This is a genomic window from Aquimarina sp. 2-A2 (genome assembly GCF_045505135.1).
In the GTDB taxonomy this organism is placed as follows: Bacteria; Bacteroidota; Bacteroidia; order Flavobacteriales; family Flavobacteriaceae; genus Aquimarina; species Aquimarina intermedia.
In genome coordinates this window covers 41,221-62,767 of the sequence record NZ_JBJKFI010000007.1, presented here as the reverse complement: position 1 = coordinate 62,767, position 21,547 = coordinate 41,221, and the positions used below count along the sequence as shown (strand labels likewise).

The window sequence follows — 21,547 nt, the reverse complement described above, 5'->3', positions numbered from 1 at the left end:
TTTTCTTGTGTAATCTCTCAAATAGTCTTACATTTTTCAAAATTTTTTGTTAAAAATTATATTATCTGTATGTTTTTAAAACTTTTTAGATGCAAAGAAACGGAGTTAAAAGAACGATAAAGAGACGCTATCATTTTTATTTTTGGGTGATATACTTTGCTTTTAACGTAATGCGTTGGGGAAGTTATTTTGGAGATTTTATGTATTCTTTTAAGTCCAATTTAGTTGAGTTTCCGCTTCATATTATATTGGTATATATCAATGTGTATTATCTAGTTCCTCGTTTAATTCTGAAGAAAAAGTACACCTTGTATTTTCTATGGATATTTCTGAGTTTAGCTTTGCATTATATTATAAGATCAGGATTAAATTTATGGTTGGTAACCGAAGATATCTGGCCGGAAGTGGAGGGACGTCTGGCACCTTTTGGTCTAAATCATATTTTAGCGGTAACCATTGGGGAATTATACGTACTGGGACTTACCACTGCAATAAAATTTACAGTGGATTTTATAAAGGAGCAAGATGCAAATACCGATTTAAGAGAACTTCAGTTTCAAACGGAACTCAATTTTTTAAGAGCCCAAATTCAACCGCATTTCTTTTTTAATACCTTAAATAATTTATATGCACTTACGCTCAAAAAATCAGAAAAAGCCCCCTATGTAGTTCTCAAGCTCTCGGACATTATGAAATACGTGCTATACGAAACCAGTAAAAAAAGAATTCCATTACTCAAAGAAATTGATCATATCGATAATTATATAGAACTAGAAAAGGTTAGATTTGGGGATTATGTTACATCTAAGGTTGAAATTAATGGCAATATCGATGAGGTAGCGGTAGTGCCCTTGCTATTTCTTCCTTTTGTAGAAAATGCTTTTAAACATGGGCCATCAAAAACTGGGAAAATGAAGATGTCTTTGAATTTTACAATTACACAAGAAGTATTACATTTTGAAGTGATAAATACATGTGCTCCTTGTGATAGTTTAAATTTAAATAATGGTATCGGAATTAAAAATGTAGAAAGAAGATTACAATTACTATATGGTTCAGATTATAATTTAAACATACATACTACTGAACATGAATTTAAAGTTATCCTTAAAATACCAATATAATGCATATTAAAGCTATTATTATAGATGATGAACCATTGGCGATAGAGGTGATTGAATCATTTATTGATGAGTTTAAGAATATTGAAATAGTTGGAGCTTACAGAACACCTTTAGAGGCGCTCTCTATCATTGAAGAAGGTAAAGTAGACGTTATTTTTTTGGACATTAATATGCCGCGGATGAATGGACTTGAGTTCTTAAAATGCATCCCAAAGTATCCCCAGATTATTATCACAACCGCTTATAAAGAATACGCAATAGAGAGTTACGAATTAGAAGTTTTGGATTATCTGGTAAAGCCGTTTCCATTTAGTAGATTTCTCAAAGCGATCAATAAACTTACTAATAGACTCATCATAGAAAATAAACTACACACGGCCCTTGATTTTGAGCAGTCACCGCATATTTTCTTAAAAGTAGATAAGAAACTGGTCAAAATTTTTCTGCATGATATACTTTATATCGAAAGTCTAAAAGATTATATACGGGTAAGTACGACTGAAGGCACCTATGTTTCCCATAAAAGTCTGTCCAGTATAAGCGATGAGTTACCGGATGAAAATTTTATAAGAGTTCATAAGTCCTACGCAATTGCTATAGATAAGGTGAAATCTATAGAAGGAAACTTAATTGAGATAGGGACTAAACGAATTCCTCTGGGTAGAAACTATGTCATGCACGCAAAACAACGAATCATTAAAAATAAAGGAAATTTATTAAACGAATAATACTATGGTTTTATCAACACTCGATTATTGCATCATTGCAACCTTTTTTTTAACTACTTTGATCATAGGGTTAGTCGTATCCAGAAGGTCTGGAAAGAATACTACCGAGTATTTTTTATCTGGTCGTAATATGCCTTGGTGGTTACTTGGATTCTCTATGGTAGCAACTACATTTTCTACGGATACTCCAAATCTCGTTACCGATATTGTACGTCAAAATGGAGTTTCGGGTAATTGGGTTTGGTGGGCATTTTTACTCACAGGCTTGCTTACAGTTTTTATTTATGCCCGATTATGGAGGCGTTCCAACGTCAAAACTGATATGGAGTTTTACGAGCTCCGCTATTCTGGCAAATCAGCACGTTTTTTACGCATATTTCGTTCAGTGTATTTAGGATTTATTTTTAATATTCTTGCCATGTCTGGAGTGACCTTGGCAGCGATTAAAATTGGTCAGGTGATGTTAGGGTTATCTGCTTTGGAAACTGTTGGATATGCCGGGGTAATAACCTTAATTTTTAGCGCAGTGGGTGGTTTTAAAGGGGTAGTATATTCTGATTTTTTATTATTTTTTGTAGCGATGGCCGGAGCCATTGGTGCTGCCTATTATTGTGTTAATCTTCCGGAGGTGGGAGGAATGAGTAATTTAATTTCCAATCCGGCAATTAAAGATAAGCTGGCGCTGATTCCAAGTTGGAGTGATAAAAAAGCATTGATTACCTTATTTATAATTCCATTGGCTGTACAATGGTGGAGTTCTTGGTATCCAGGTGCTGAACCTGGTGGAGGAGGTTATATTGCACAGCGTATGTTAGCCGCAAAAAATGAAAATCATGCCATTGGAGCCACCTTCTTTTTTAATATTATGCATTATGCGTTGAGACCTTGGCCATGGATTATTGTAGCTTTAGCATCATTAGTCGTTTTTCCTGATTTGGCAAGTTTAAAAGAAGCTTTTCCCGGAATTACCGATGATAAGTTAGGACATGATCTTGCGTACCCGGCAATGCTTACTAGGTTACCTTCCGGACTGATAGGTCTTGTTGCAGCTTCGTTAGTGGCTGCGTACATGTCTACCATTTCTACTCATCTAAACTGGGGAGCATCCTATCTGGTTAACGATGTGTATAAAGAATTTGTAAATAAAGAGGCTTCCGAAAAAAGATTGGTGGCGGTAGGAAGGATAGCAACTATTTTTTTGATGGTAGTTAGTACATTGATTGCTTTAGCGCTAACAAATGCAGTTCAGATTTTCAAATATATTTTAATGTTTGGTGCAGGAACAGGACTCATTTTTATTTTGCGATGGTTTTGGTGGCGAATTAATGCATGGAGTGAAATTTCTGCGATGTTCGCCTCGGGAATGATCTCTATAGTAATTAGTACTACCGCTGTGAATCGATATCTCTTCGGGGGACTAGATAATGACGTAGTAACTCCGGGGATTTTTCCAGACTGGTTTGAATTTCCATTTGTGGTTCTTTTAACGACCATTATTTGGATCGTGGTTACCTATTTAACAAGTCCTGATGATGATTCAAAACTTTTTGATTTTTATAGAAGAATACAACCAGGGGGTCCCGGGTGGAAGACCGTATTGCAACGAGCAAAAGAAGAAAATATTGAGATCGTTAAGTCCAACGAATCTTGGTTTGTTCCTTCGGGGATCCTTGCTATGATCCTAGGCTGTATATTGGTGTATAGTTGCATGTTTGCTACAGGGAACTGGATATATGGGCAGTATCTTACAGCAAGTGTTACTACGATAATTGCTTTAACTGCCGGGGTTTTATTAATACTGGTTTGGAAAAGCACAGGTAAGCGGCTGGTAACCTAATCAGAAATGAGACAAAGAATTCAGTCTGTAGATTTCTTGAGAGGGCTTACGATCATGACAATGATATTGGTCAATACTCCCGGGGATTGGTCTTATGCATATAAAATTTTACTACATGCTCCCTGGCATGGATTGAGTCTGGCTGATTTTGTTTTTCCTTTTTTTATATTCATCGTGGGCATTTCAATTTCTTTGGTTTATAAAAGTAAAGTTGCAGAAGGAGCTACTTATAAAAAGATTTTAATCCGAAGTTTTAAAATAATAGCACTCGGACTGATAATTAATGCCTTTACACCATACATCCCCTTTTTTAATTTTGGAGGATTACGTTTACCCGGAGTGCTACAACGTATCGGTCTAGTATTTTGTATTGTATCAATAGCCTATCTCAACTGCACAAGAATACAATTAATTAGTCTCGCAGCAACTATTTTGTTGGGCTACTGGTTGTGGATGGTTTACGTGCCTTTGCCAGATGGAAGCTTACCCACGCTAAATCGTGCGCCGAATAATTGGGTTAACTATTTGGATCAAACTCTGTTGAAAGGCCACTTATGGAAACCGGATTATGACCCCGAAGGTATCTTGAGTACATTGCCTTCTCTTGTGTCGGCTTTACTTGGCGTTTTTATAGGAGAGATTCTTGTCAGTAAAAATAATCGAAAGTTTTTTTTATTGAGTGGTATAGGTAGTGTACTACTTTTAGTCGGCTATATATGGAGTATTGTTTTTCCTATCAATAAGGCATTATGGACAAGTAGTTTTGTATTGGTGACTGCAGGTTATAGTACATTGTTATTGGCTATATTCTACCATTTTATGGATCAGGAAAAACGAGATTTTGGTGCCATTGTCAAATATGTTGGAGCTAATGCTATTTTTATATACTTCACCTCCAGTTTAATTACAAAAGCATTTTATCTGATTAAGGTCAAAAACGAGGTTTCCGTACATAGTTGGCTTTTTGAGAATTTATTTATGTACAGTTTCATAGATCGAACGCTAGCTTCATTATTTTATGCACTCGTAGTCGTTTCATTTTATACACTTTTGGCTTTTTTCTTTTTTAGAAAGAAGCTCTTCTTTAAAGTTTGATTGAAGTAGCTAGTGATAATTTAGAGTTGGTGTTTTCTCCTATAATCTACACGTCATCTTCATTTTCAGGTCAAAAATCAGTGGTTTATCGTCGTTCAGCGAATTAATTTTTGGTGTTTAATGCTTCTCTTTACTTTTAGGAAGAACCAACTTTTATATAATAATTATATATCAAGTTTAACTTAAACACAAAAATCATGAAAACCTTAACCCCCTCCGCTTTTTACAAGTGGAAGCATTACCAAATTCAACTCAGACAACTCTGTGTTGTTATATGTATGATTATTACCTCCTCGTTAGTTGCTCAAGTGAGTACAGGAGGTAGTGCAACTACTTCCAATCATAATAAACAAGTTATTGGATATATTACCAATTGGGATGCCTGGAAAAGTGCTAGTGCAGGAGTACCTTCTGCAGGAGCATTGACTCATTTAAATATTGATTATTCTAAATATTCAATCTTAAATTTTTCCTTTTTTGGAGTAGCCGTAGATGGTTCTTTACATAGCGGGGATCATCGCAATAAGCAAATCTACGAACCAGGTGCTGTACAACAGCCCAACGATCTTATTCATACAATTTTAACTGATAGTTGGGATTGGCATATTTTGTTCGGAGAAACGGAATCTATTCAGTACATAAGTGAAGCCGTTAAACAACGAGCAGAAGCTCAAGGTTTTCAGGTCACTGTAGGAGGAAATGCCTGGACGCACCCTGGTTTGGGATTGAGCGGTACTTTACCTTTACCATTACACAAAGAAGGTGGTGCTCCGGGATTGCTAGAATTGGCACATCAACAAGGAGTTAAAGTAATGGCATCTATTGGTGGATGGAGTATGTGTAAACATTTTCCTGAAATGGCAGCAGACCCAGTAAAAAGAGCAAGGTTTATAGCAGATTGTAAAAGACTGATTGATATAGGTTTTGATGGAATCGATTTAGATTGGGAGTATCCAGGACCTTTCCCAGGTATGAACTTCACAGGAACCAATGCCGATTATGCAAATTTTGAAAATTTAGTACAAGAAATTAGAAATGCCATAGGTCCGAATAAATTGATTACAGAGGCAATGGCTGCTGATTACAAAAAGATAGAAGGATTCAATTGGTCAAAATTAGCGACCACTATGGATTATTTTAATATGATGACCTATGATTTTAATGGAGGTTGGTCGAACATTGCCGGGCATAATGCACCAGTATATCCTTATGATGGTGCAGAAGCTCCTGATTTTAATTGGCAAACGTTATTGAATAAGATGAAAGGCATGGGAGTACCTGCTAATAAAATTAATTTTGGTGCTCCATTTTATGGGAGAGGAGTGGTAACGGATGGAGCAGCAGCTCTAAATGCGCCCACCGTTAAAAGAAATGTAACTATACAACCTGATGGACCCGTAAGTACCTGTGCCGATTATACAAATTGGACAGCTTATGATGGTACACCGAATCATTTTTTTATAAAACAAAAAACAGGTTCAGGCAGTGGTTGGACAAGGCAATGGGATAATCAGGCAAAAGTGCCTTATATGACCAAAGGAAATTTCTTTTTAAGTTATGATGATGAAGAGTCTATAGCTGAAAAAGCTAAATTTATCAATACTAATAATCTTGCAGGGACAATAGTTTGGACGGTGTTTGGTGATCTTGAATTTAGTGGATCCTCTCAATCCTTTGGGCCAAAGTTAAAGAGATGGTCCAATGTAAAATCACCATTAGTTAATAAAATGAATGAAGTATTTGCTTCAGGGGGTACCGGTAATCCACCACCTACAGTTTCAATTACTTCTCCTGCGCAAGGAGCAACATTTACTGCCGGAGCAAATATCAGTATTACTGCAAATGCAAGTGATAATATTAGCGTAGCACGTGTTGAATTTTATAATGGATTTGCTTTATTGGGAGAGGATTTAAATGCGCCATATTCGTATAATTGGGCAAATATACCCGCAGGTAGTTATACGATTATAGCCAAAGCTTATGATAATGAAGGTGCTAGTGCCACTTCGACTGTAAATGTATCGGTTACAGGGATCGGTGGTAACGAGTTACCCACAGTTTCAATTACAAGCCCAGCTGAGGGTGCCACATTTACAGCTGGTTCCAATATTGCGATTTCGGCAAATGCATCAGACACAGATGGTACTATAAGCCGTGTTGAATTTTATAATGGTAATACAATGTTGGGTGAAGATTCGGCTGCACCTTATAATTATGATTGGATCAATGTACCAGCAGGAAGCTATACTATCACTGTTAAAACGTTTGATAATGAAAATGGAGAAGGGTCTTCTTCGGTTTCAATAACCGTTACCGGAGGCGGGTCCTGTACAGCACCAGCCTGGGTCTCGGGTCAGGCATATACCGGAGGACAAATAGTATCTTATCAAGGTCATGAATATAAAGCCAAATGGTGGACACAACAAACTCCTGGGGGTTCTGAGTGGGAAGATCTTGGACCATGTGATGGAAGTGGTAACCCCCCGACCGGATCATGTACTGCACCGGTCTGGGTGTCAGGACAGGCTTATAACGGCGGCGATGTAGTATCCCTTGATGGTCGCGAATACAAAGCAAAGTGGTGGACCAATCAAAATCCTGTAGGTAGCTCAGAATGGGAAGATCTGGGAGCATGCGATGGTGGAGGAAATCCTCCAAACGGAGCACCACAAGTTTCAATTACATCTCCATCTGTTGGTCAATCTTTTGTTCAGGGGACTACTATATCTATTAGTGCCAATGCTTCAGATACAGATGGTTCTGTTGCTAAGGTAGAATTTTATGTCGATGGTAGTATGATTGGGCAAGACACTTCTGCTCCGTATACCATGAATTGGACTGCAACTTTAGGAAATCATACGATTACAGCCAAAGCAACAGATAATGATAATAAATCTACCACCTCCACAGCTGTAACTGTCACAGTTACCTCTGATGGCGGCAGTGGTTGCCAAGGTGATGGTTTCAAAGTGGTCGGATATAGCCCCAGCTGGCAAGGAGATGCAAATAACATTCAATATGATAAATTAACACATATTAATTATGCGTTTGCAATTCCAAGAGGTGATGGTAGTTTGGAACCTTTGGCAAATGCCGGAAAATTGCGTCAAATAGTTTCTTTAGGACATGCTCAAGGAGTAAAAGTATTGATCGCTGTCGGTGGATGGGAGCTTGGTGATGGGGGCGGAGTGGATACGCGTTTTGTACAATTGGCATCTAATGCTTCAACAAGAACTGCATTTGTAAACAATATGATCAGTTTTGTGAACGAATATAATCTCGATGGCGTTGATATGGATTGGGAGTATCCCGATAATGGTAGTGAGCCACAAAATTATGAATTATTGATGCGCGAACTCGCACAAGCCTTACATAGTCGAGGAAAATTATTGACAGCTGCTGTAGTGGCACAAGGATGGGCAGGAAATGGAATTCTGAGCGGTGTCTTTAACGACGTAGATTTTTTAAATCTTATGGCATATGATGGGGGAGATGGTGCAAGTCATTCACCATACAGTTATGCTGAGAGTTCTTTAAATTATTGGTTAGGTAGAGGATTGCCAAAATCAAAAGCTGTATTAGGGGTTCCGTTCTATGGAAGACCTTCCTGGAAAAGTTATGCTACACTAATTGCTGAAGGTGCAGATCCAAACAGTGATGTGCATCAGGGTGTTCACTATAATGGAATTCCTACAATAAAGGCAAAAACTGAATTAGCACAGCAAAGAGGAGGAGGTATCATGATGTGGGAGTTATCTCACGATACCGGTAGTCAGGTTACCTCGTTACTTACTGCCATAAATCAAGTGGCAGGTAGTCCTTGTGGTCCAGAAAATGTGGTTCCACAGGTAGCTGTAATTTCTCCGGCGGACGGAGCTACCTTTACGGCCGGAAATACGGTAAGTATCAGTGCGAATGCTTCAGATAGTGATGGGAATGTGACCAAAGTTGCTTTTTACATAGATGGAAATATGATTAGTGAGGATATTGCTTCGCCTTATTCAGCAAACTGGATAGCAACTTCAGGTAATCATGCAATCACAGCAAGAGCAACAGATAATGCTGGTGCAGTAACAACTTCCACTCTGGTTTCGATTTCAGTAAATGGAGACACAACTAATCAGCCTCCAACAGTTTCAATAACCGGACCTGGTAATGATGCATCCTTTACTATAGGACAAAATGTTGCGATTACCGCAAATGCCAATGATACAGACGGGAGCATAAGCAAAGTTGTGTTTTATGTTGACGGCAACATGATCAGCGAGGACACTTCTGCTCCTTATTCAACAAATTGGACTTCAACAGTAGGTAGTCACAGTTTAACAGCAATTGCGACCGATGATGATAATGCGAACACTACTTCGGCAGTAATTAATATTACTGTTCAAAATGACACTGGTGGCAGCGGTTGTAATGCCCAGCAGTATGTAGATGGATCTCCATATAACACTGGTGATAAAGTTCAAAACTTTGGTAAAGAATACGAATGTATTGTAGGAGGATGGTGTACTGTTGGTGGTCCTTATGCTCCTGGTGATCCAAATGGATGGGCTTGGCCTGATGCATGGAAAGAGCTTGGTGATTGTAGCGGCGGAAATCCTCCTGGAGGAAATCAAGCTCCTACCGTTTCTATAACACAACCTGTAAACGGACAGTCTTTTACTGTTGGAAGTTCGATTACTATCAATGCTTCTGCCTCAGATAGTGATGGAAATGTTACTAAAGTAGAGTTTTATAGAAATGGAACTAAAATAGGAGAAGATACAAACAGTCCTTACAGTTTTACTTGGAATAATGCTTCATCTGGTAGTTATTCATTAATTGCCAAAGCTATCGATGATGATAATGCAATTGGAGAGTCCATAACTGTCAATATCTCAGTAGGATCAACCAATCCGCCAAATCCAGGAGGAGATCTTCCTAAAAGGTTGTTAGTAGGATACTGGCATAACTTTATTAATCCTGCCGGCCCGATGAAACTAAGTGAGGTTTCTGATAAGTGGGATGTGGTTAACATTGCTTTTGCGGTACCGACTGTTCTTGTAGGCTCAACAATGACTTTTACACCAGATCCTGCTATTTATTCGAGTGTGCAAGAATTTAAGAATGATGTAGCACGTTTACAGAGTAAAGGTAAAAAAGTATTAATTTCTATGGGAGGTGAGACAGGTGTTGTAGGTGTTAATACACCAGCTGATGCTCAAGCATTTAGTACCTCGATGATTAATATTATAAGAGAATATGGTTTTGATGGCATGGATATAGATTTTGAAGGACAGTCTATTTCTCTTGTCGGAGGCGATACTGATTTTAAAAACCCTACATCTCCTAAGGTCGTAAACCTGATCAGTGCTTTTAGAACGATATTATCTCAATTTGGTTCTGATTTTGTGCTTTCTATGGCACCAGAAACCTTATTTGTTCAAGGTGGTTTTAGTTCTTATGGTGGCCCTGCAGGTGCTTATCTTCCTATCATTTATGCATTACGAAATGACATGGATTACATTCATGTACAACATTATAATACAGGTTGTATGTTAGGATTAGACGGATTGTGCTATAGTTCGGCAAATGCTGATTTTCATGTTGCTATGGCAGACATGCTATTACAAGGGTTTCCTGTAGCTGGAGGTCAACAGTTCCCGGCATTAAGACCTGATCAGGTTGCCATTGGATTACCGGCCACAGGGTCTGCTGCGGGAAGTGGATACACAACACCAGCAGAAGTACATAAAGCCTTGGATTACATTATCAAGGGACAGTCTTTTGGAGGCAGATATACATTACGTAACCCATCAGGTTATGCCAATTTCAGAGGATTGATGACTTGGTCTATCAATTGGGATAAGGCAAGCGGATTCGGATTTTCTAACCCTCATAGAGCCTACCTTGACGGTTTAGACAGTAGCCCACTACTTCGCCAGGGTAGTATAGTTCTCAATCAAAAAATTGAAGCTAGTATATTTCCTAATCCTATCAAGGATAACATGTTGTATTTGAGTCTTAAGGGAATGTCTTCTAATGCGGACTTTAGATTTCAGGCTTTTACACTAAATGGTATTAGCGTTATGAATGAAGTAAGGACTCAAACCGGTAGCTTACAGCATGCATTTGATGTTTCAATTCTTAAAATGGGATTATATTTTTATACGATCTCTTCTGGAAATCAGAAGATTCAGGGTAAGTTTATCAAACAGTAAGTTTTATTGTTTTTAAAGGAATGAGGGGTGCTGATACTAGCGCCCCTTTTTTATTACGGATTTTTGACAATAGATTTTTAGTAAGCTTTACAAATTATTAATAGTATTCAGAATAAAAACTGTATTTTGTAAGATAAATACACCCCATTGACTTTATTTTTAGTTCAAATAATAGATCAGCAAAAAGAAGAAACGAATACACCTATAGCACCGATTTTGGGAGTGTTCGTTACGGTTCTAATTGTTTCTATTTGTATATATTATGTCCTGAGGTACCTAGAAACCGTTTATGTAAAATATTACAAGCAACCTTTTTATACACATTTTTACTTCAAGATTAAAAAATTACCAAGCAAAGAAAAAGCACTGCTTGAAGCGCATGATATCTATCGAATTTTGAGCGACAGAAAGAAACGTTATTTTGAGCATAGAGTTGCTAATTTTTTGGAGAAAACCACCTTTGTAGAGCGTGACGGACTTGCTATTACCAGCTATATTCGTATGCAAATTGCAATGTTGGCAGTACAAATGACTTTTGGAATGCGTAATTATATGCTAGAGCATCTACAAACTATTATTTTGTATCCCGACTCTTTTTATTCGGTTTTAAACCGAACCGAAAACTATGGTGAATTCAACCCGCATTCTAAAGCACTGGTTATGTCGTGGAATCAATTTGAAAAAAGTCGTTCGGATAAACATAACGGAATTCATTTGGGTATCCACGAACTCACTCATGTTATCCATTATAATGCGATTAGGAATAGTGATATAAACTCGGAGTTGTTTTATGATACCTTCTTAGAATTGGAAGCGTATTTATCTTCTGAAAAAATACGAACTATGATTGTCAAATCTCAAGTATTGAGACCCTATGCTTTCACCAATAAATTTGAGTTTATAGCGGTTTTGGTTGAGGTTTTTATGGAAACACCGAACAGGCTTAAAGAACATTTTCCTGAAATTTACGCTTACGTTATGCGCATGCTTAATTTTAGATATTTTGACAAATAATAGATTCGATTCTACACATAATCGTATCTTTACTACACTAATAAATTTTTAATTTTTTATGGAAGAATATAAACAAATAGTGCCAATAAGTGCATTGACAGAAGATAGACGCGTTGCGTTTTATAAGAAGACATATACACATTTGGCAATGGCAGTTCTGCTTTTTATAATCGTTGAATCTGCATTTCTTCAGATTCCTGTGATCAGAGAATTTGCTTTATCATTAACGCAAGGTTGGTCTTGGTTATTGTTACTAGGTGGATTCATGTTAGTCACTACCTATGCTGAAAAAATGGCTATTCAGAGTCATAATAAAGGACATCAGTATTTAGCTTTATTAGTGTATGTAGTCGCTGAAGCTTTTATTTTCATTCCGTTGATATTTATTGCAATGATGGTTGCAGAGAATGGAGGAGGAGCAATCCTCAACCAAGCGGCAATTTTAACTTTATCTCTTTTTACCGGTCTGTCTGCGATTGTATTATTAACTAAAAAGGATTTTTCTTTTCTGAAATCTATTTTAACCATTGGTTTTTTTATAGCGATTGGTCTTATCGTGGCGGGGATGATATTCGGTTTTAATTTAGGATTATGGTTTAGTGTTGGTATGGTGGTTTTAGCCTCGGGATCAATTTTATATCAAACTTCGAATATGATGAACCGTTATACTGAAGATCAGTATGTAGGTGCCTCTTTGGGGCTGTTCGCTTCACTCATGTTATTATTTTGGTATATTTTGAGTATTCTAACTCGTCTTAGTGGTGATTAGTATTACGGTATGTAGAAAAAACAAAGGCGCAAACTTATGTTTGCGCCTTTATCATTTATATCTTTTTGAGTATATCTTGAATGATAAGATCGGCATGAATTCTGGAGTTTTCAATAAACCACAAATGCGTATCCATACCACCACAAATTACACCTGCCAGGTATAAATTCTCAACATTAGATTCCATGGTGTCCTCATTATAGACAGGATGCAGCTTCTCATCATCTGAAAGTTGTATACCGATGCGCTTCAGAAATTCAAAATTGGGTTTATAGCCTGTAAGTGCCAGCACATAGTCATTTTCTAATGAATGCAATGTATCACCAATTTTAAATGATATTGAATCAAGAGTGATCTCAACTACCTCGGCATTGTAGAATGCTTTGATACTACCTTCTTTAATTCTATTCTCAATATCAGGCTTTACCCAGTATTTAACGCGCTCTCCAATACCACTTCCTCGTATAATCATGGTAACATCTGCTCCTTTACGATAACATTCTAGAGCTGCATCCACCGAGGAATTACTGGCACCAATAACCGCAACTTTTTGCTTGGCATAAAAATGCGGATCTTTATAGTAATGCGTAACTTTTGGCAATTCCTCTCCGGGAACGTTCATTGAATTAGGAATATCATAAAAACCTGTGGCAACAATAATATTTTTAGCTTGGTAAGCAGCTTTGCTAGTTTTTACTTGAAATAATGTTGCTTTTTTTTGAACATGTTCAACCTCTTCAAAAAGATGGATGTTTAAATCATTAGAAGTAACAATCCTTCTATAGTACTCCAGAGCTTCATCCCTTTTTGGTTTAGCTTCTTTGCTAATAAAGGGTACACTCCCAATCTCCAATTTTTCTGAAGAGGAGAAAAACTGCATATTAATTGGGTAATTGAATAAGGAATTGACAATGGGGCCTTTTTCCAGGATCAAATAGCTCATTCCGTGTTTTTGTGCTTCCAAAGCACAGGCGATACCAATAGGGCCACCTCCAACTATAATGATATCATGAGGCGTCTCATCAGTCATTATAGAATACTATTTTTTAAATTGCGGATGGTTTGTTTTGGATCATCACTTTTAAAAACAAAACTACCGGCCACCAGTACATCAGCTCCGGCATCTATGAGTTTTTTAGCATTTTTATCAGTCACACCTCCATCAATTTCAATCCTTGTAGCCGCATTATTTTTCGTAATAATCTCTTTTAATTGTTTAACCTTCTTATAGGTATTTTCTATAAAAGATTGTCCGCCAAATCCTGGATTAACGCTCATGATGCATACCAGATCAATATCTTTAATTGTATCTTCCAGCAAGCTTACATTTGTATGAGGGTTGATCGCGACGCCAGCTTTCATCCCTTCGGCTTTGATCGCTTGCAATGTACGATGCAGATGTGTACAAGCTTCATAATGCACAGTTAGAATATCACTTCCCAGGTCAGCAAAAGTTTTGATATAACGATCCGGATCAACAATCATCAAATGAACGTCAATAGTTTTCTTAGCATGTTTTACAATATCACGTAAAACAGGCATTCCAAAGGATATGTTTGGCACAAATACACCATCCATTATATCAATATGAAACCAGTCAGCTTCACTCTCATTGATCATTTCTACGTCTCGTTGTAAGTTAGCAAAGTCCGCTGCAAGAACTGAAGGGGCAATTAATTTTGAATCCATGTGTGTTGTGTTGTTTTTTGCAAAAATAGGATTTATGTTAGGATAAAGGAAAAGATAGTTAGCAAATTGACTAATTAGAGCTCAAAAATAGCCTTAAACATTATTTAAAAGAAAAAACCTCCGGTAATCAGCCGGAGGTCATTCATCAATCAAAAAACGAACAGTTATGTTATGAACTGTTTGTTAACGGTACTGGGTATTATCCCAAATAAGTTTTCAAGATTTTACTTCTTGATGTATGTTTTAATCTACGAATAGCTTTTTCTTTAATCTGTCTTACACGTTCACGGGTAAGATCAAAAGTTTCGCCAATTTCTTCTAAAGTCATCGGGTGTTGATCACCTAAACCAAAGTACAAACGGATGACGTCAGCTTCTCTGGGTGTTAAGGTTTCAAGTGCTCGCTCTATTTCTGTACGTAAAGACTCATGTAATAATGTTCTATCAGGATTTGGTGATTCTCCAGAGTTAAGTACATCATAAAGGTTTGAATCTTCACCTTCAACTAATGGCGCATCCATACTTACGTGACGTCCGGAATTTTTCATTGACTCCTTCACATCATTGATAGTCATGTCTAATTCTTTAGCAATTTCCTCTGCGCTTGGTGGGCGCTCATGAGATTGTTCCAGAAAGGCATATGTTTTATTGATCTTATTAATAGACCCAATTTTATTCAAAGGGAGTCTTACAATACGAGATTGCTCAGCCAATGCTTGCAATATAGATTGACGAATCCACCATACGGCATAGGAGATAAACTTAAATCCTCGTGTTTCATCAAAACGTTTTGCTGCTTTGATCAAACCTAAATTACCTTCATTAATTAAATCCGGAAGCGTAAGACCTTGATTCTGATATTGCTTTGCAACCGAAACAACAAAACGTAAATTTGCTTTAGTTAATTTTTCAAGAGCTCTCTCATCACCCGCCTTAATTCGCTGTGCTAATTCTACCTCTTCATCTGCCGTAATAAGATCTACTTTTCCTATTTCTTGCAAATACTTGTCCAGCGAAGCAGTTTCACGATTCGTTACCTGCTTCGTAATCTTAAGTTGTCTCATCTATCTTCTCCTCGAAATTTAATATTGTGAATATTAGGGCTTTTGCTTAGTTATACGTAAAGAGTACAGAAAATGTTACAAAAACTTAAATTAAATTTAAGAATAAATAAAAAAACACCATTAATTATCTGTTTATTAGATGGTTATTTTAAAACAAAAAATGCCGCTATTTCAGCGGCATTTTTACTTTTATAAAAGAAAATAGTATTATTTATTGTCTTTACGATCTCTGTCTTGACGAGGTTTTCTGTCACCTCTTGGTTTCTCAGAACCTTCTGGTCTAGGAGGTCTTGGTAGTAACGCTTTGCGCGACACTTTCTCCTTACGTGTACGTGGATCCACTCCAAAATACTTCACATCAAAAACATCACCCATGTTTACAACATCGCTAACATTTTCTGTGCGTTCCCATGCTAATTCTGATACGTGTAGCAATACTTCGTTTCCAGGGGCATCCATATACTCTACAACAGCTCCAAAATCTAACATTTTGATAACTTTTACTTCGTATACACTTCCCACTTGTGGCTTAAATAATAAAGAATCAATTTTTGCAAGGACTGCATCAATACCTTCTTGACTTGTTCCCAAAATTTCAACCTCACCTTGTTCATCAACCTCGTTGATTACAATAGTAGTTCCTGTAGCTTTCTGTAATTCTTGAATTACTTTACCTCCAGGACCAATTAATGCTCCAATATAATCTCCAGGAATTGTTCTGGTAACCATTTTTGGGGCATGTGCCTTAACGTCAGTATTAGGAGTTTCAATGGTGTCGGTCAGCTTACCAAGGATATGAATACGTCCGTTGGCTGCCTGCTTTAATGCATTTACCAAGATTTCGTAAGAAAGTCCCTTAACTTTAATGTCCATTTGACAAGCAGTGATACCGTCTGCAGTACCGGTTACTTTAAAATCCATATCTCCTAAGTGATCTTCATCTCCTAAGATATCAGATAAAACGGCGTATTTACCAGTTTCACCATCGGATATAAGTCCCATTGCGATTCCGGAAACAGGCTTTTTAAGTTGAATACCGGCATCCATTAATGCCATGGTACCTGAACAAACAGTTGCCATCGAAGAAGAACCATTTGATTCTAATACTTCTGATACTACACGCACTGTATACGGGCAGTCAGCAGGAATCATTCCTTTAAGTGCTCTTTGAGCTAAATTACCATGTCCTACTTCTCTTCGTGACGTACCTCTAATCGGGCGCGCTTCTCCGGTGGAGAAAGGAGGGAAGTTATAATGAAGATAAAATGTTTCTTCGCCTTCATAAGATGGCATATCAATTTGATTAGCCTCTCTGGACGTACCTAGAGTAACTGTTGCCAAGGCTTGAGTTTCTCCTCTTGTAAAGATAGCAGAACCATGTGTTGATGGTAGGTAGTCTACTTCACACCAGATAGGTCTAATCTCGTCTGTTTTACGACCATCAAGACGTAAACCTTCATTTAAGGTTAAGTCACGTATCGCAGCTTTTTCAGCTTTTGCATAATATTTAGAGACTAAATCCCCAAAATCTTCTAATTCTTCTTCAGAAAAAGTAGCTTTTATCTCTTCTTTAATTTCAGAAAAAGAAGTACTTCTTTCTTTTTTGGATGAACCAGCTTTTGCAACGGCATATACTTTATCATACGCTAGATCGTGAATTTTTTTAGCTAGGCTGTCGTCTTCACGCTCCGACTCATACTCTCGAGTCTCTTTCTTTCCGAATGCTTCTGCTAGACGTATTTGTGCCGCACATTGAACTTTAATAGCTTCGTGTGCAAATTTTATAGCTTCAACCATCTCTTCTTCAGAGATTTCATCCATCTCTCCCTCAACCATCATTACAGAATCTGCCGATGCACCGATCATCATATCGATATCTGATTCTAATAATTGTGCGCGTGTTGGATTGATAATAAATTTACCATCGATACGACCTACACGAGCTTCTGAGATAGCACATTCAAAAGGAAAGTCTGATAATTGAATTGCGGCAGATGCAGCCAAACCGGCCATAGCATCAGGCATTACATTTTCATCGTGAGACATTAACTGGATCATTACTTGAGTCTCAGCGTGATAATCCTTTGGAAATAGCGGGCGTAATACTCTATCTACTAAACGCATCGTTAATACTTCGCCATCACTTGGTCTTGCTTCTCTTTTGAAGAAACCACCCGGATAACGACCTGATGCTGCAAATTTTTCACGATAATCTACCGTAAGGGGTAAAAAATCGACGTCGCTCTGTTTGTAATTGGATACTACTGTACATAGCATCATGCAGTTTCCGGACTGTACAACTACAGATCCGTGTGCTTGCTTAGCTAATTTTCCGGTTTCAATAGAAATCTCTCTACCGTCACCCAGGTCAATGACCTCTTTGTAAACTTTTGGAATCATATTATTTTTGATTCTTAATATCTTTAAAAAATGTTTTAAAGATGTAATTAAACATTGGTTTCCGTCTTACTCGGGCGGACAAGGTTGTGTTGTTGTAGTTGTGTGCGACCAATGAAAAACTAAGGCATACATAACTTTATACAAGCTATGGTTTTTTAACTATACTTGGGTATAATTAAAAAGAGAGGCGCGCAGCCTCTCTTTTTCGATTATTTTCTTAATCCTAATTCTTTTACGATAGCACGATATCTTAAAATATCTTTCTTCTTTAAGTAATCAAGAAGATCTCTACGCTTACCAACTAGCATTACTAGCGCACGCTCGGTGTTATAATCCTTACGATTCTTTTTAAGGTGCTCTGTTAAGTGAGCAATTCTGTGCGTAAATAACGCGATTTGACCTTCAGCAGAACCGGTATCGTTTTTACCTTTACCGTGCTTTGCAAAAATTTCTTCTTTAACTTCTTTTGCTAAATACATTCCAATATTATTTTAAATGATTTTTATGTATAAATAACGCTATGTTATTAGCGTGCAAATATAGTATTTTTTAGATAGAAATACTTTTTATACCTTAAAAATCGTTATAGATTAAACTTTTGTATAAAACTTTAGTCTTATATATTACTAATCCTAATTTAATCAATATGATGAACAATGTTTTAAAATTAGCAAGTGTACTGTTTTCTTTCTTTCTTTTTGTAGGATGTCAAAGTGACGATACTGAGGATCAACAGGATCAAACTACTGCAGTTGAAGAGGTAAAACAGATGGCAGTAATAGATGACAGTGATAGTGTACTCAACGATTTGGTCTTCCAGAGTTTTACCGAAGAAGAAAATTTAAACAAATCGTCGAATCGTTCATTTCTTCCCCAATGTGCTAGCATTTTGGTGGAGTTGAATGCCAATCAAAAACAAGTCATTTTAGATTTTGGTGTTGATGGCTGTACTATTAATGACCGTTATGTTTTTAAAGGTAAAATAGTAATGAACTATACAGTTGAACCGGATTTTACATCTGTGATAATTGATTATGACCTTCAGAATTTTTCTATCAACGATATTAGTTTTACAGGAAAGCGAACTGCTACCTGGGTTTTGAAAAATCAAAATGGTAATCCTGAGTTAACTGTTATGGTGGATGGCGCTGTGATTATTAATGATGCAGAGATCAAACGTAAAGGACTTTATGTGCGTGAATGGATTGAAGGTGTCTTTAACGGTAATTGGGGAGACAATGTATACTTGATAACCGGAAATTGGGAAACTATCTTTCCTAATGGAAACATACATTCAAGCGAAGTGAAGGTTGCTTTACGAAGAGAATTGAGCTGTCGCTATTTTGTAAGTGGACAAATCGAACTCATCCGATCAACATATCAAGGTGTGCTTGATTATGGGGATGGAACTTGTGACAATGCTGCTACGTTTACCACAACCCAAGGTGCGGTTGTTGAAATAACATTATAAGCAAAACACACTATTAGTAAAACAAAAACTCCCGATATCATCTGATATCTGGAGTTTTTTATATATAAAATCCTCAATTTAATTCGCTATCGAACGATTAAGAATCAAATTAAGATAAAGATTTACTCTGTTTTTTAATTCATGTCTTGGGGTGATAAAGTCCAAGAAACCGTGTTCTAATAAAAATTCTGAGGTTTGAAAACCTTCAGGTAACTCTTTACCGGTTGTGTCTCTTACTACTCTAGGCCCAGCGAAACCGATCAAAGCGCCTGGTTCTGCAATATTGATGTCTCCAAGCATAGCAAAAGAAGCAGTAGTACCTCCGGTAGTTGGATCTGTACATAAAGAAATATACGGAATACCGGCGTCTGCTAATTGTGCTAATTTTGCAGAGGTTTTGGCAAGTTGCATTAATGATAAAGCAGCTTCCATCATTCGGGCACCTCCTGATTTGGATATAATCATCAAAGGAATTTTATGCTCCAAGGAATAATTGGCGGCTCTGGCAATTTTTTCACCAACAACACTACCCATTGATCCGCCGATAAATGCAAAATCCATACATGCAATTACCAAGTCATGTCCTCCCGATTTACCAACTGCGGTACGCACGGCGTCATTAAGATTAGTCTTCTCGTGTGCATCTTTGAGTCGATCCACATACTTTTTCTTGTCTTCGAATTTAAGAGGATCCTTAGAAGTTAGATTTTTATCAAGTTCTTTAAAATCGTTATCAAACAGAATTTTAAAATACTCAGCACTTCCGATACGTACATGGTACCCATCTTCGGGACTTACATAAAAGTTTTTTTCTAACTGTTCTGCGTCGACAATTTTTCCTGTTGGAGATTTGTACCACAAGCCTTTGGGAACATCTTTTTTGTCCTCGGTAGCTGTTTGTATACCTTTTTGGGTTCTTTTAAACCAAGCCATAAGTAGTTGTATTAAAAAAGCTGAAAACTATACTTTAAATTAAGTTTTCAGCTCGGTATTTAATTGTTATAATGTATTAACATTATTAAGATCTTCGAAAGCTTTTTTTAGACGGTTTTTAAAGGTGATTTCACCTTCTCGTAACCATTTTCTTGGATCGTAATATTTTTTATTCGGTTCTTCGGAGCCCTTAGGATTTCCAATTTGAGTTTTTAAATACTCAATGTTATTTACCATGTAATCCCGAATTCCTTCATTAAATGCAAACTGCAAATCTGTATCGATATTCATTTTGATTACCCCATAGCCAATAGCTTCTCTGATCTCTTCTAGTGTAGATCCACTTCCTCCATGAAATACAAAATCGATGTGGTTAGGCTCGACATTGAATTTTTTTGAAACAAATTCTTGAGAGTTTTTCAGGATCTTTGGAGTCAATTTTACGTTCCCGGGCTTATATACTCCATGGACGTTTCCAAAAGCAGCAGCGATAGTGAACTTATCGCTTACTTTGCTTAATTCTTCATAAGCATAAGCAACTTCTTCTGGTTGCGTATAAAGCTTAGAGTCGTCAACATCACTATTATCTACTCCATCTTCTTCTCCACCTGTGATACCAAGCTCGATTTCGAGGGTCATTCCCATCTTACTCATGCGGGTTAAATATTGCTTGCAAATTTCAATATTTTCTTCGATTGGCTCTTCAGATAAATCAATCATGTGAGAGCTGTACAATGGTTTACCCGTCTCTTTATAAAATTGTTCCCCTGCATCTAATAAGCCATCAATCCATGGTAATAATTTTTTTGCACAGTGGTCAGTGTGCAAAATAACAGGTACTCCATAGGCTTCTGCCAACAAGTGAACATGCTTTGCTCCCGCAACTCCACCTGCGATAGCAGATTTTTGATCTTCATTAGATAGGCCTTTTCCGGCATTGAATTGAGCACCACCATTCGAAAATTGAATAATCACTGGTGAATTTAATTCGGCTGCAGTTTCTAAAACTGCGTTAATAGAGTTTGATCCAATAACATTTACTGCTGGTAAGGCAAAGTTATTTTCTTTAGCATAAGCAAAAATTGCTTGTACTTCGTCTCCTGTAGCCACCCCTGGTTTGATGTTGTGCTTCATAATTTAGTTTTGGTTTATAAGCTTACAAAATTAATAAATTAAAACGGAAAGGATTGATAATAGACAAGGGAAAACTCACTTTTCTGA

15 protein-coding genes are annotated in these 21,547 nt (G+C 37.1%); 8 read left to right on the top strand and 7 right to left on the bottom strand.

What is annotated here, in order from left to right:
• The first annotated feature begins 89 nt into the window (after positions 1–89).
• The 7 genes from ACJRPK_RS15190 (at position 90) to ACJRPK_RS15160 (ending at position 12,770) form a co-directional block, all read left to right on the top strand.
• Positions 90–1,124, top strand: coding sequence for a sensor histidine kinase (locus tag ACJRPK_RS15190; RefSeq protein ID WP_407141210.1), 1,035 nt, complete (start codon positions 90–92; stop codon positions 1,122–1,124).
• Complete coding sequence (locus ACJRPK_RS15185; protein ID WP_407141208.1) at positions 1,124–1,852, top strand: LytR/AlgR family response regulator transcription factor; 729 nt, start codon at positions 1,124–1,126, stop codon at positions 1,850–1,852. Before ACJRPK_RS15190 ends, ACJRPK_RS15185 begins: the two co-directional genes overlap by 1 nt.
• A gap of 4 nt (positions 1,853–1,856) precedes the next feature.
• Positions 1,857–3,689, top strand: a complete 1,833-nt coding sequence (locus ACJRPK_RS15180; RefSeq protein WP_407141206.1) for a sodium:solute symporter family protein — start codon at positions 1,857–1,859, stop codon at positions 3,687–3,689.
• A 6-nt stretch (positions 3,690–3,695) separates the two neighbouring features.
• Positions 3,696–4,784 (top strand): acyltransferase family protein, encoded by a 1,089-nt coding sequence (locus ACJRPK_RS15175; protein WP_407141205.1) that lies wholly within the window; start codon positions 3,696–3,698, stop codon positions 4,782–4,784.
• A 197-nt stretch (positions 4,785–4,981) separates the two neighbouring features.
• The gene (locus tag ACJRPK_RS15170) at positions 4,982–10,987 is read left to right on the top strand and encodes an Ig-like domain-containing protein (protein WP_407141203.1); all 6,006 of its coding nucleotides are present in this window, start codon (positions 4,982–4,984) and stop codon (positions 10,985–10,987) included.
• Positions 10,988–11,134: 147 nt separating this feature from the next.
• The gene (locus ACJRPK_RS15165) at positions 11,135–12,001 is read left to right on the top strand and encodes a zinc-dependent peptidase (protein WP_407141201.1); all 867 of its coding nucleotides are present in this window, start codon (positions 11,135–11,137) and stop codon (positions 11,999–12,001) included.
• Between the two features lie 58 nt (positions 12,002–12,059).
• Positions 12,060–12,770 (top strand): Bax inhibitor-1 family protein, encoded by a 711-nt coding sequence (locus tag ACJRPK_RS15160; RefSeq protein WP_407141200.1) that lies wholly within the window; start codon positions 12,060–12,062, stop codon positions 12,768–12,770.
• 55 nt (positions 12,771–12,825) lie between these two features.
• Here the strand turns inward: ACJRPK_RS15160 and ACJRPK_RS15155 are convergent, their stop codons facing one another.
• The 5 genes from ACJRPK_RS15155 to rpsO form a co-directional block, all read right to left on the bottom strand.
• Entirely contained in the window at positions 12,826–13,800 is a 975-nt protein-coding gene (locus ACJRPK_RS15155; protein ID WP_407141199.1) for a YpdA family putative bacillithiol disulfide reductase, read from the bottom strand.
• Positions 13,800–14,459, bottom strand: a complete 660-nt coding sequence (gene rpe / locus ACJRPK_RS15150) for a ribulose-phosphate 3-epimerase (protein WP_407141197.1) — start codon at positions 14,457–14,459, stop codon at positions 13,800–13,802. Before rpe ends, ACJRPK_RS15155 begins: the two co-directional genes overlap by 1 nt.
• A 199-nt stretch (positions 14,460–14,658) precedes the next feature.
• A complete protein-coding gene (locus ACJRPK_RS15145; RefSeq protein WP_024772554.1) occupies positions 14,659–15,522 on the bottom strand; it encodes an RNA polymerase sigma factor RpoD/SigA in 864 nt (287 codons plus the stop codon).
• A 207-nt stretch (positions 15,523–15,729) separates the two neighbouring features.
• Positions 15,730–17,922: a polyribonucleotide nucleotidyltransferase gene (locus tag ACJRPK_RS15140; RefSeq protein ID WP_407141196.1), complete on the bottom strand. Its 2,193-nt coding sequence runs from the start codon at positions 17,920–17,922 to the stop codon at positions 15,730–15,732.
• A 209-nt stretch (positions 17,923–18,131) separates the two neighbouring features.
• Entirely contained in the window at positions 18,132–18,401 is a 270-nt protein-coding gene (rpsO, locus tag ACJRPK_RS15135) for a 30S ribosomal protein S15 (RefSeq protein WP_148781465.1), read from the bottom strand.
• Between the two features lie 167 nt (positions 18,402–18,568).
• On the opposite strand from rpsO, the gene ACJRPK_RS15130 reads away from it, so the two are divergent.
• Positions 18,569–19,393, top strand: a complete 825-nt coding sequence (locus ACJRPK_RS15130) for a hypothetical protein (protein ID WP_407141194.1) — start codon at positions 18,569–18,571, stop codon at positions 19,391–19,393.
• 78 nt (positions 19,394–19,471) lie between these two features.
• Here ACJRPK_RS15130 and accD read toward each other — a convergent pair whose 3' ends face one another.
• Positions 19,472–20,326 (bottom strand): acetyl-CoA carboxylase, carboxyltransferase subunit beta, encoded by an 855-nt coding sequence (accD, locus tag ACJRPK_RS15125; RefSeq protein WP_148781463.1) that lies wholly within the window; start codon positions 20,324–20,326, stop codon positions 19,472–19,474.
• 66 nt (positions 20,327–20,392) lie between these two features.
• A complete protein-coding gene (gene fbaA, locus ACJRPK_RS15120) occupies positions 20,393–21,460 on the bottom strand; it encodes a class II fructose-bisphosphate aldolase (RefSeq protein ID WP_407141193.1) in 1,068 nt (355 codons plus the stop codon).
• Positions 21,461–21,547: the final 87 nt, after the last annotated feature.

What these genes read in the sequence shown, in the direction of transcription:
- ACJRPK_RS15190 (WP_407141210.1), top strand. Translation starts at nt 90, where the DNA reads ATGCAAAGAAACGGAGTTAAAAGAACGATAAAGAGACGCTATCATTTT.
- ACJRPK_RS15185 (WP_407141208.1), top strand. Translation starts at nt 1,124, where the DNA reads ATGCATATTAAAGCTATTATTATAGATGATGAACCATTGGCGATAGAG.
- ACJRPK_RS15180 (WP_407141206.1), top strand. Translation starts at nt 1,857, where the DNA reads ATGGTTTTATCAACACTCGATTATTGCATCATTGCAACCTTTTTTTTA.
- ACJRPK_RS15175 (WP_407141205.1), top strand. Translation starts at nt 3,696, where the DNA reads ATGAGACAAAGAATTCAGTCTGTAGATTTCTTGAGAGGGCTTACGATC.
- ACJRPK_RS15170 (WP_407141203.1), top strand. Translation starts at nt 4,982, where the DNA reads ATGAAAACCTTAACCCCCTCCGCTTTTTACAAGTGGAAGCATTACCAA.
- ACJRPK_RS15160 (WP_407141200.1), top strand. Translation starts at nt 12,060, where the DNA reads ATGGAAGAATATAAACAAATAGTGCCAATAAGTGCATTGACAGAAGAT.
- ACJRPK_RS15155 (WP_407141199.1), bottom strand. Translation starts at nt 13,800, where the DNA reads ATGACTGATGAGACGCCTCATGATATCATTATAGTTGGAGGTGGCCCT.
- rpe (WP_407141197.1), bottom strand. Translation starts at nt 14,459, where the DNA reads ATGGATTCAAAATTAATTGCCCCTTCAGTTCTTGCAGCGGACTTTGCT.
- ACJRPK_RS15145 (WP_024772554.1), bottom strand. Translation starts at nt 15,522, where the DNA reads ATGAGACAACTTAAGATTACGAAGCAGGTAACGAATCGTGAAACTGCT.
- ACJRPK_RS15140 (WP_407141196.1), bottom strand. Translation starts at nt 17,922, where the DNA reads ATGATTCCAAAAGTTTACAAAGAGGTCATTGACCTGGGTGACGGTAGA.
- rpsO (WP_148781465.1), bottom strand. Translation starts at nt 18,401, where the DNA reads ATGTATTTAGCAAAAGAAGTTAAAGAAGAAATTTTTGCAAAGCACGGT.
- ACJRPK_RS15130 (WP_407141194.1), top strand. Translation starts at nt 18,569, where the DNA reads ATGATGAACAATGTTTTAAAATTAGCAAGTGTACTGTTTTCTTTCTTT.
- accD (WP_148781463.1), bottom strand. Translation starts at nt 20,326, where the DNA reads ATGGCTTGGTTTAAAAGAACCCAAAAAGGTATACAAACAGCTACCGAG.
- fbaA (WP_407141193.1), bottom strand. Translation starts at nt 21,460, where the DNA reads ATGAAGCACAACATCAAACCAGGGGTGGCTACAGGAGACGAAGTACAA.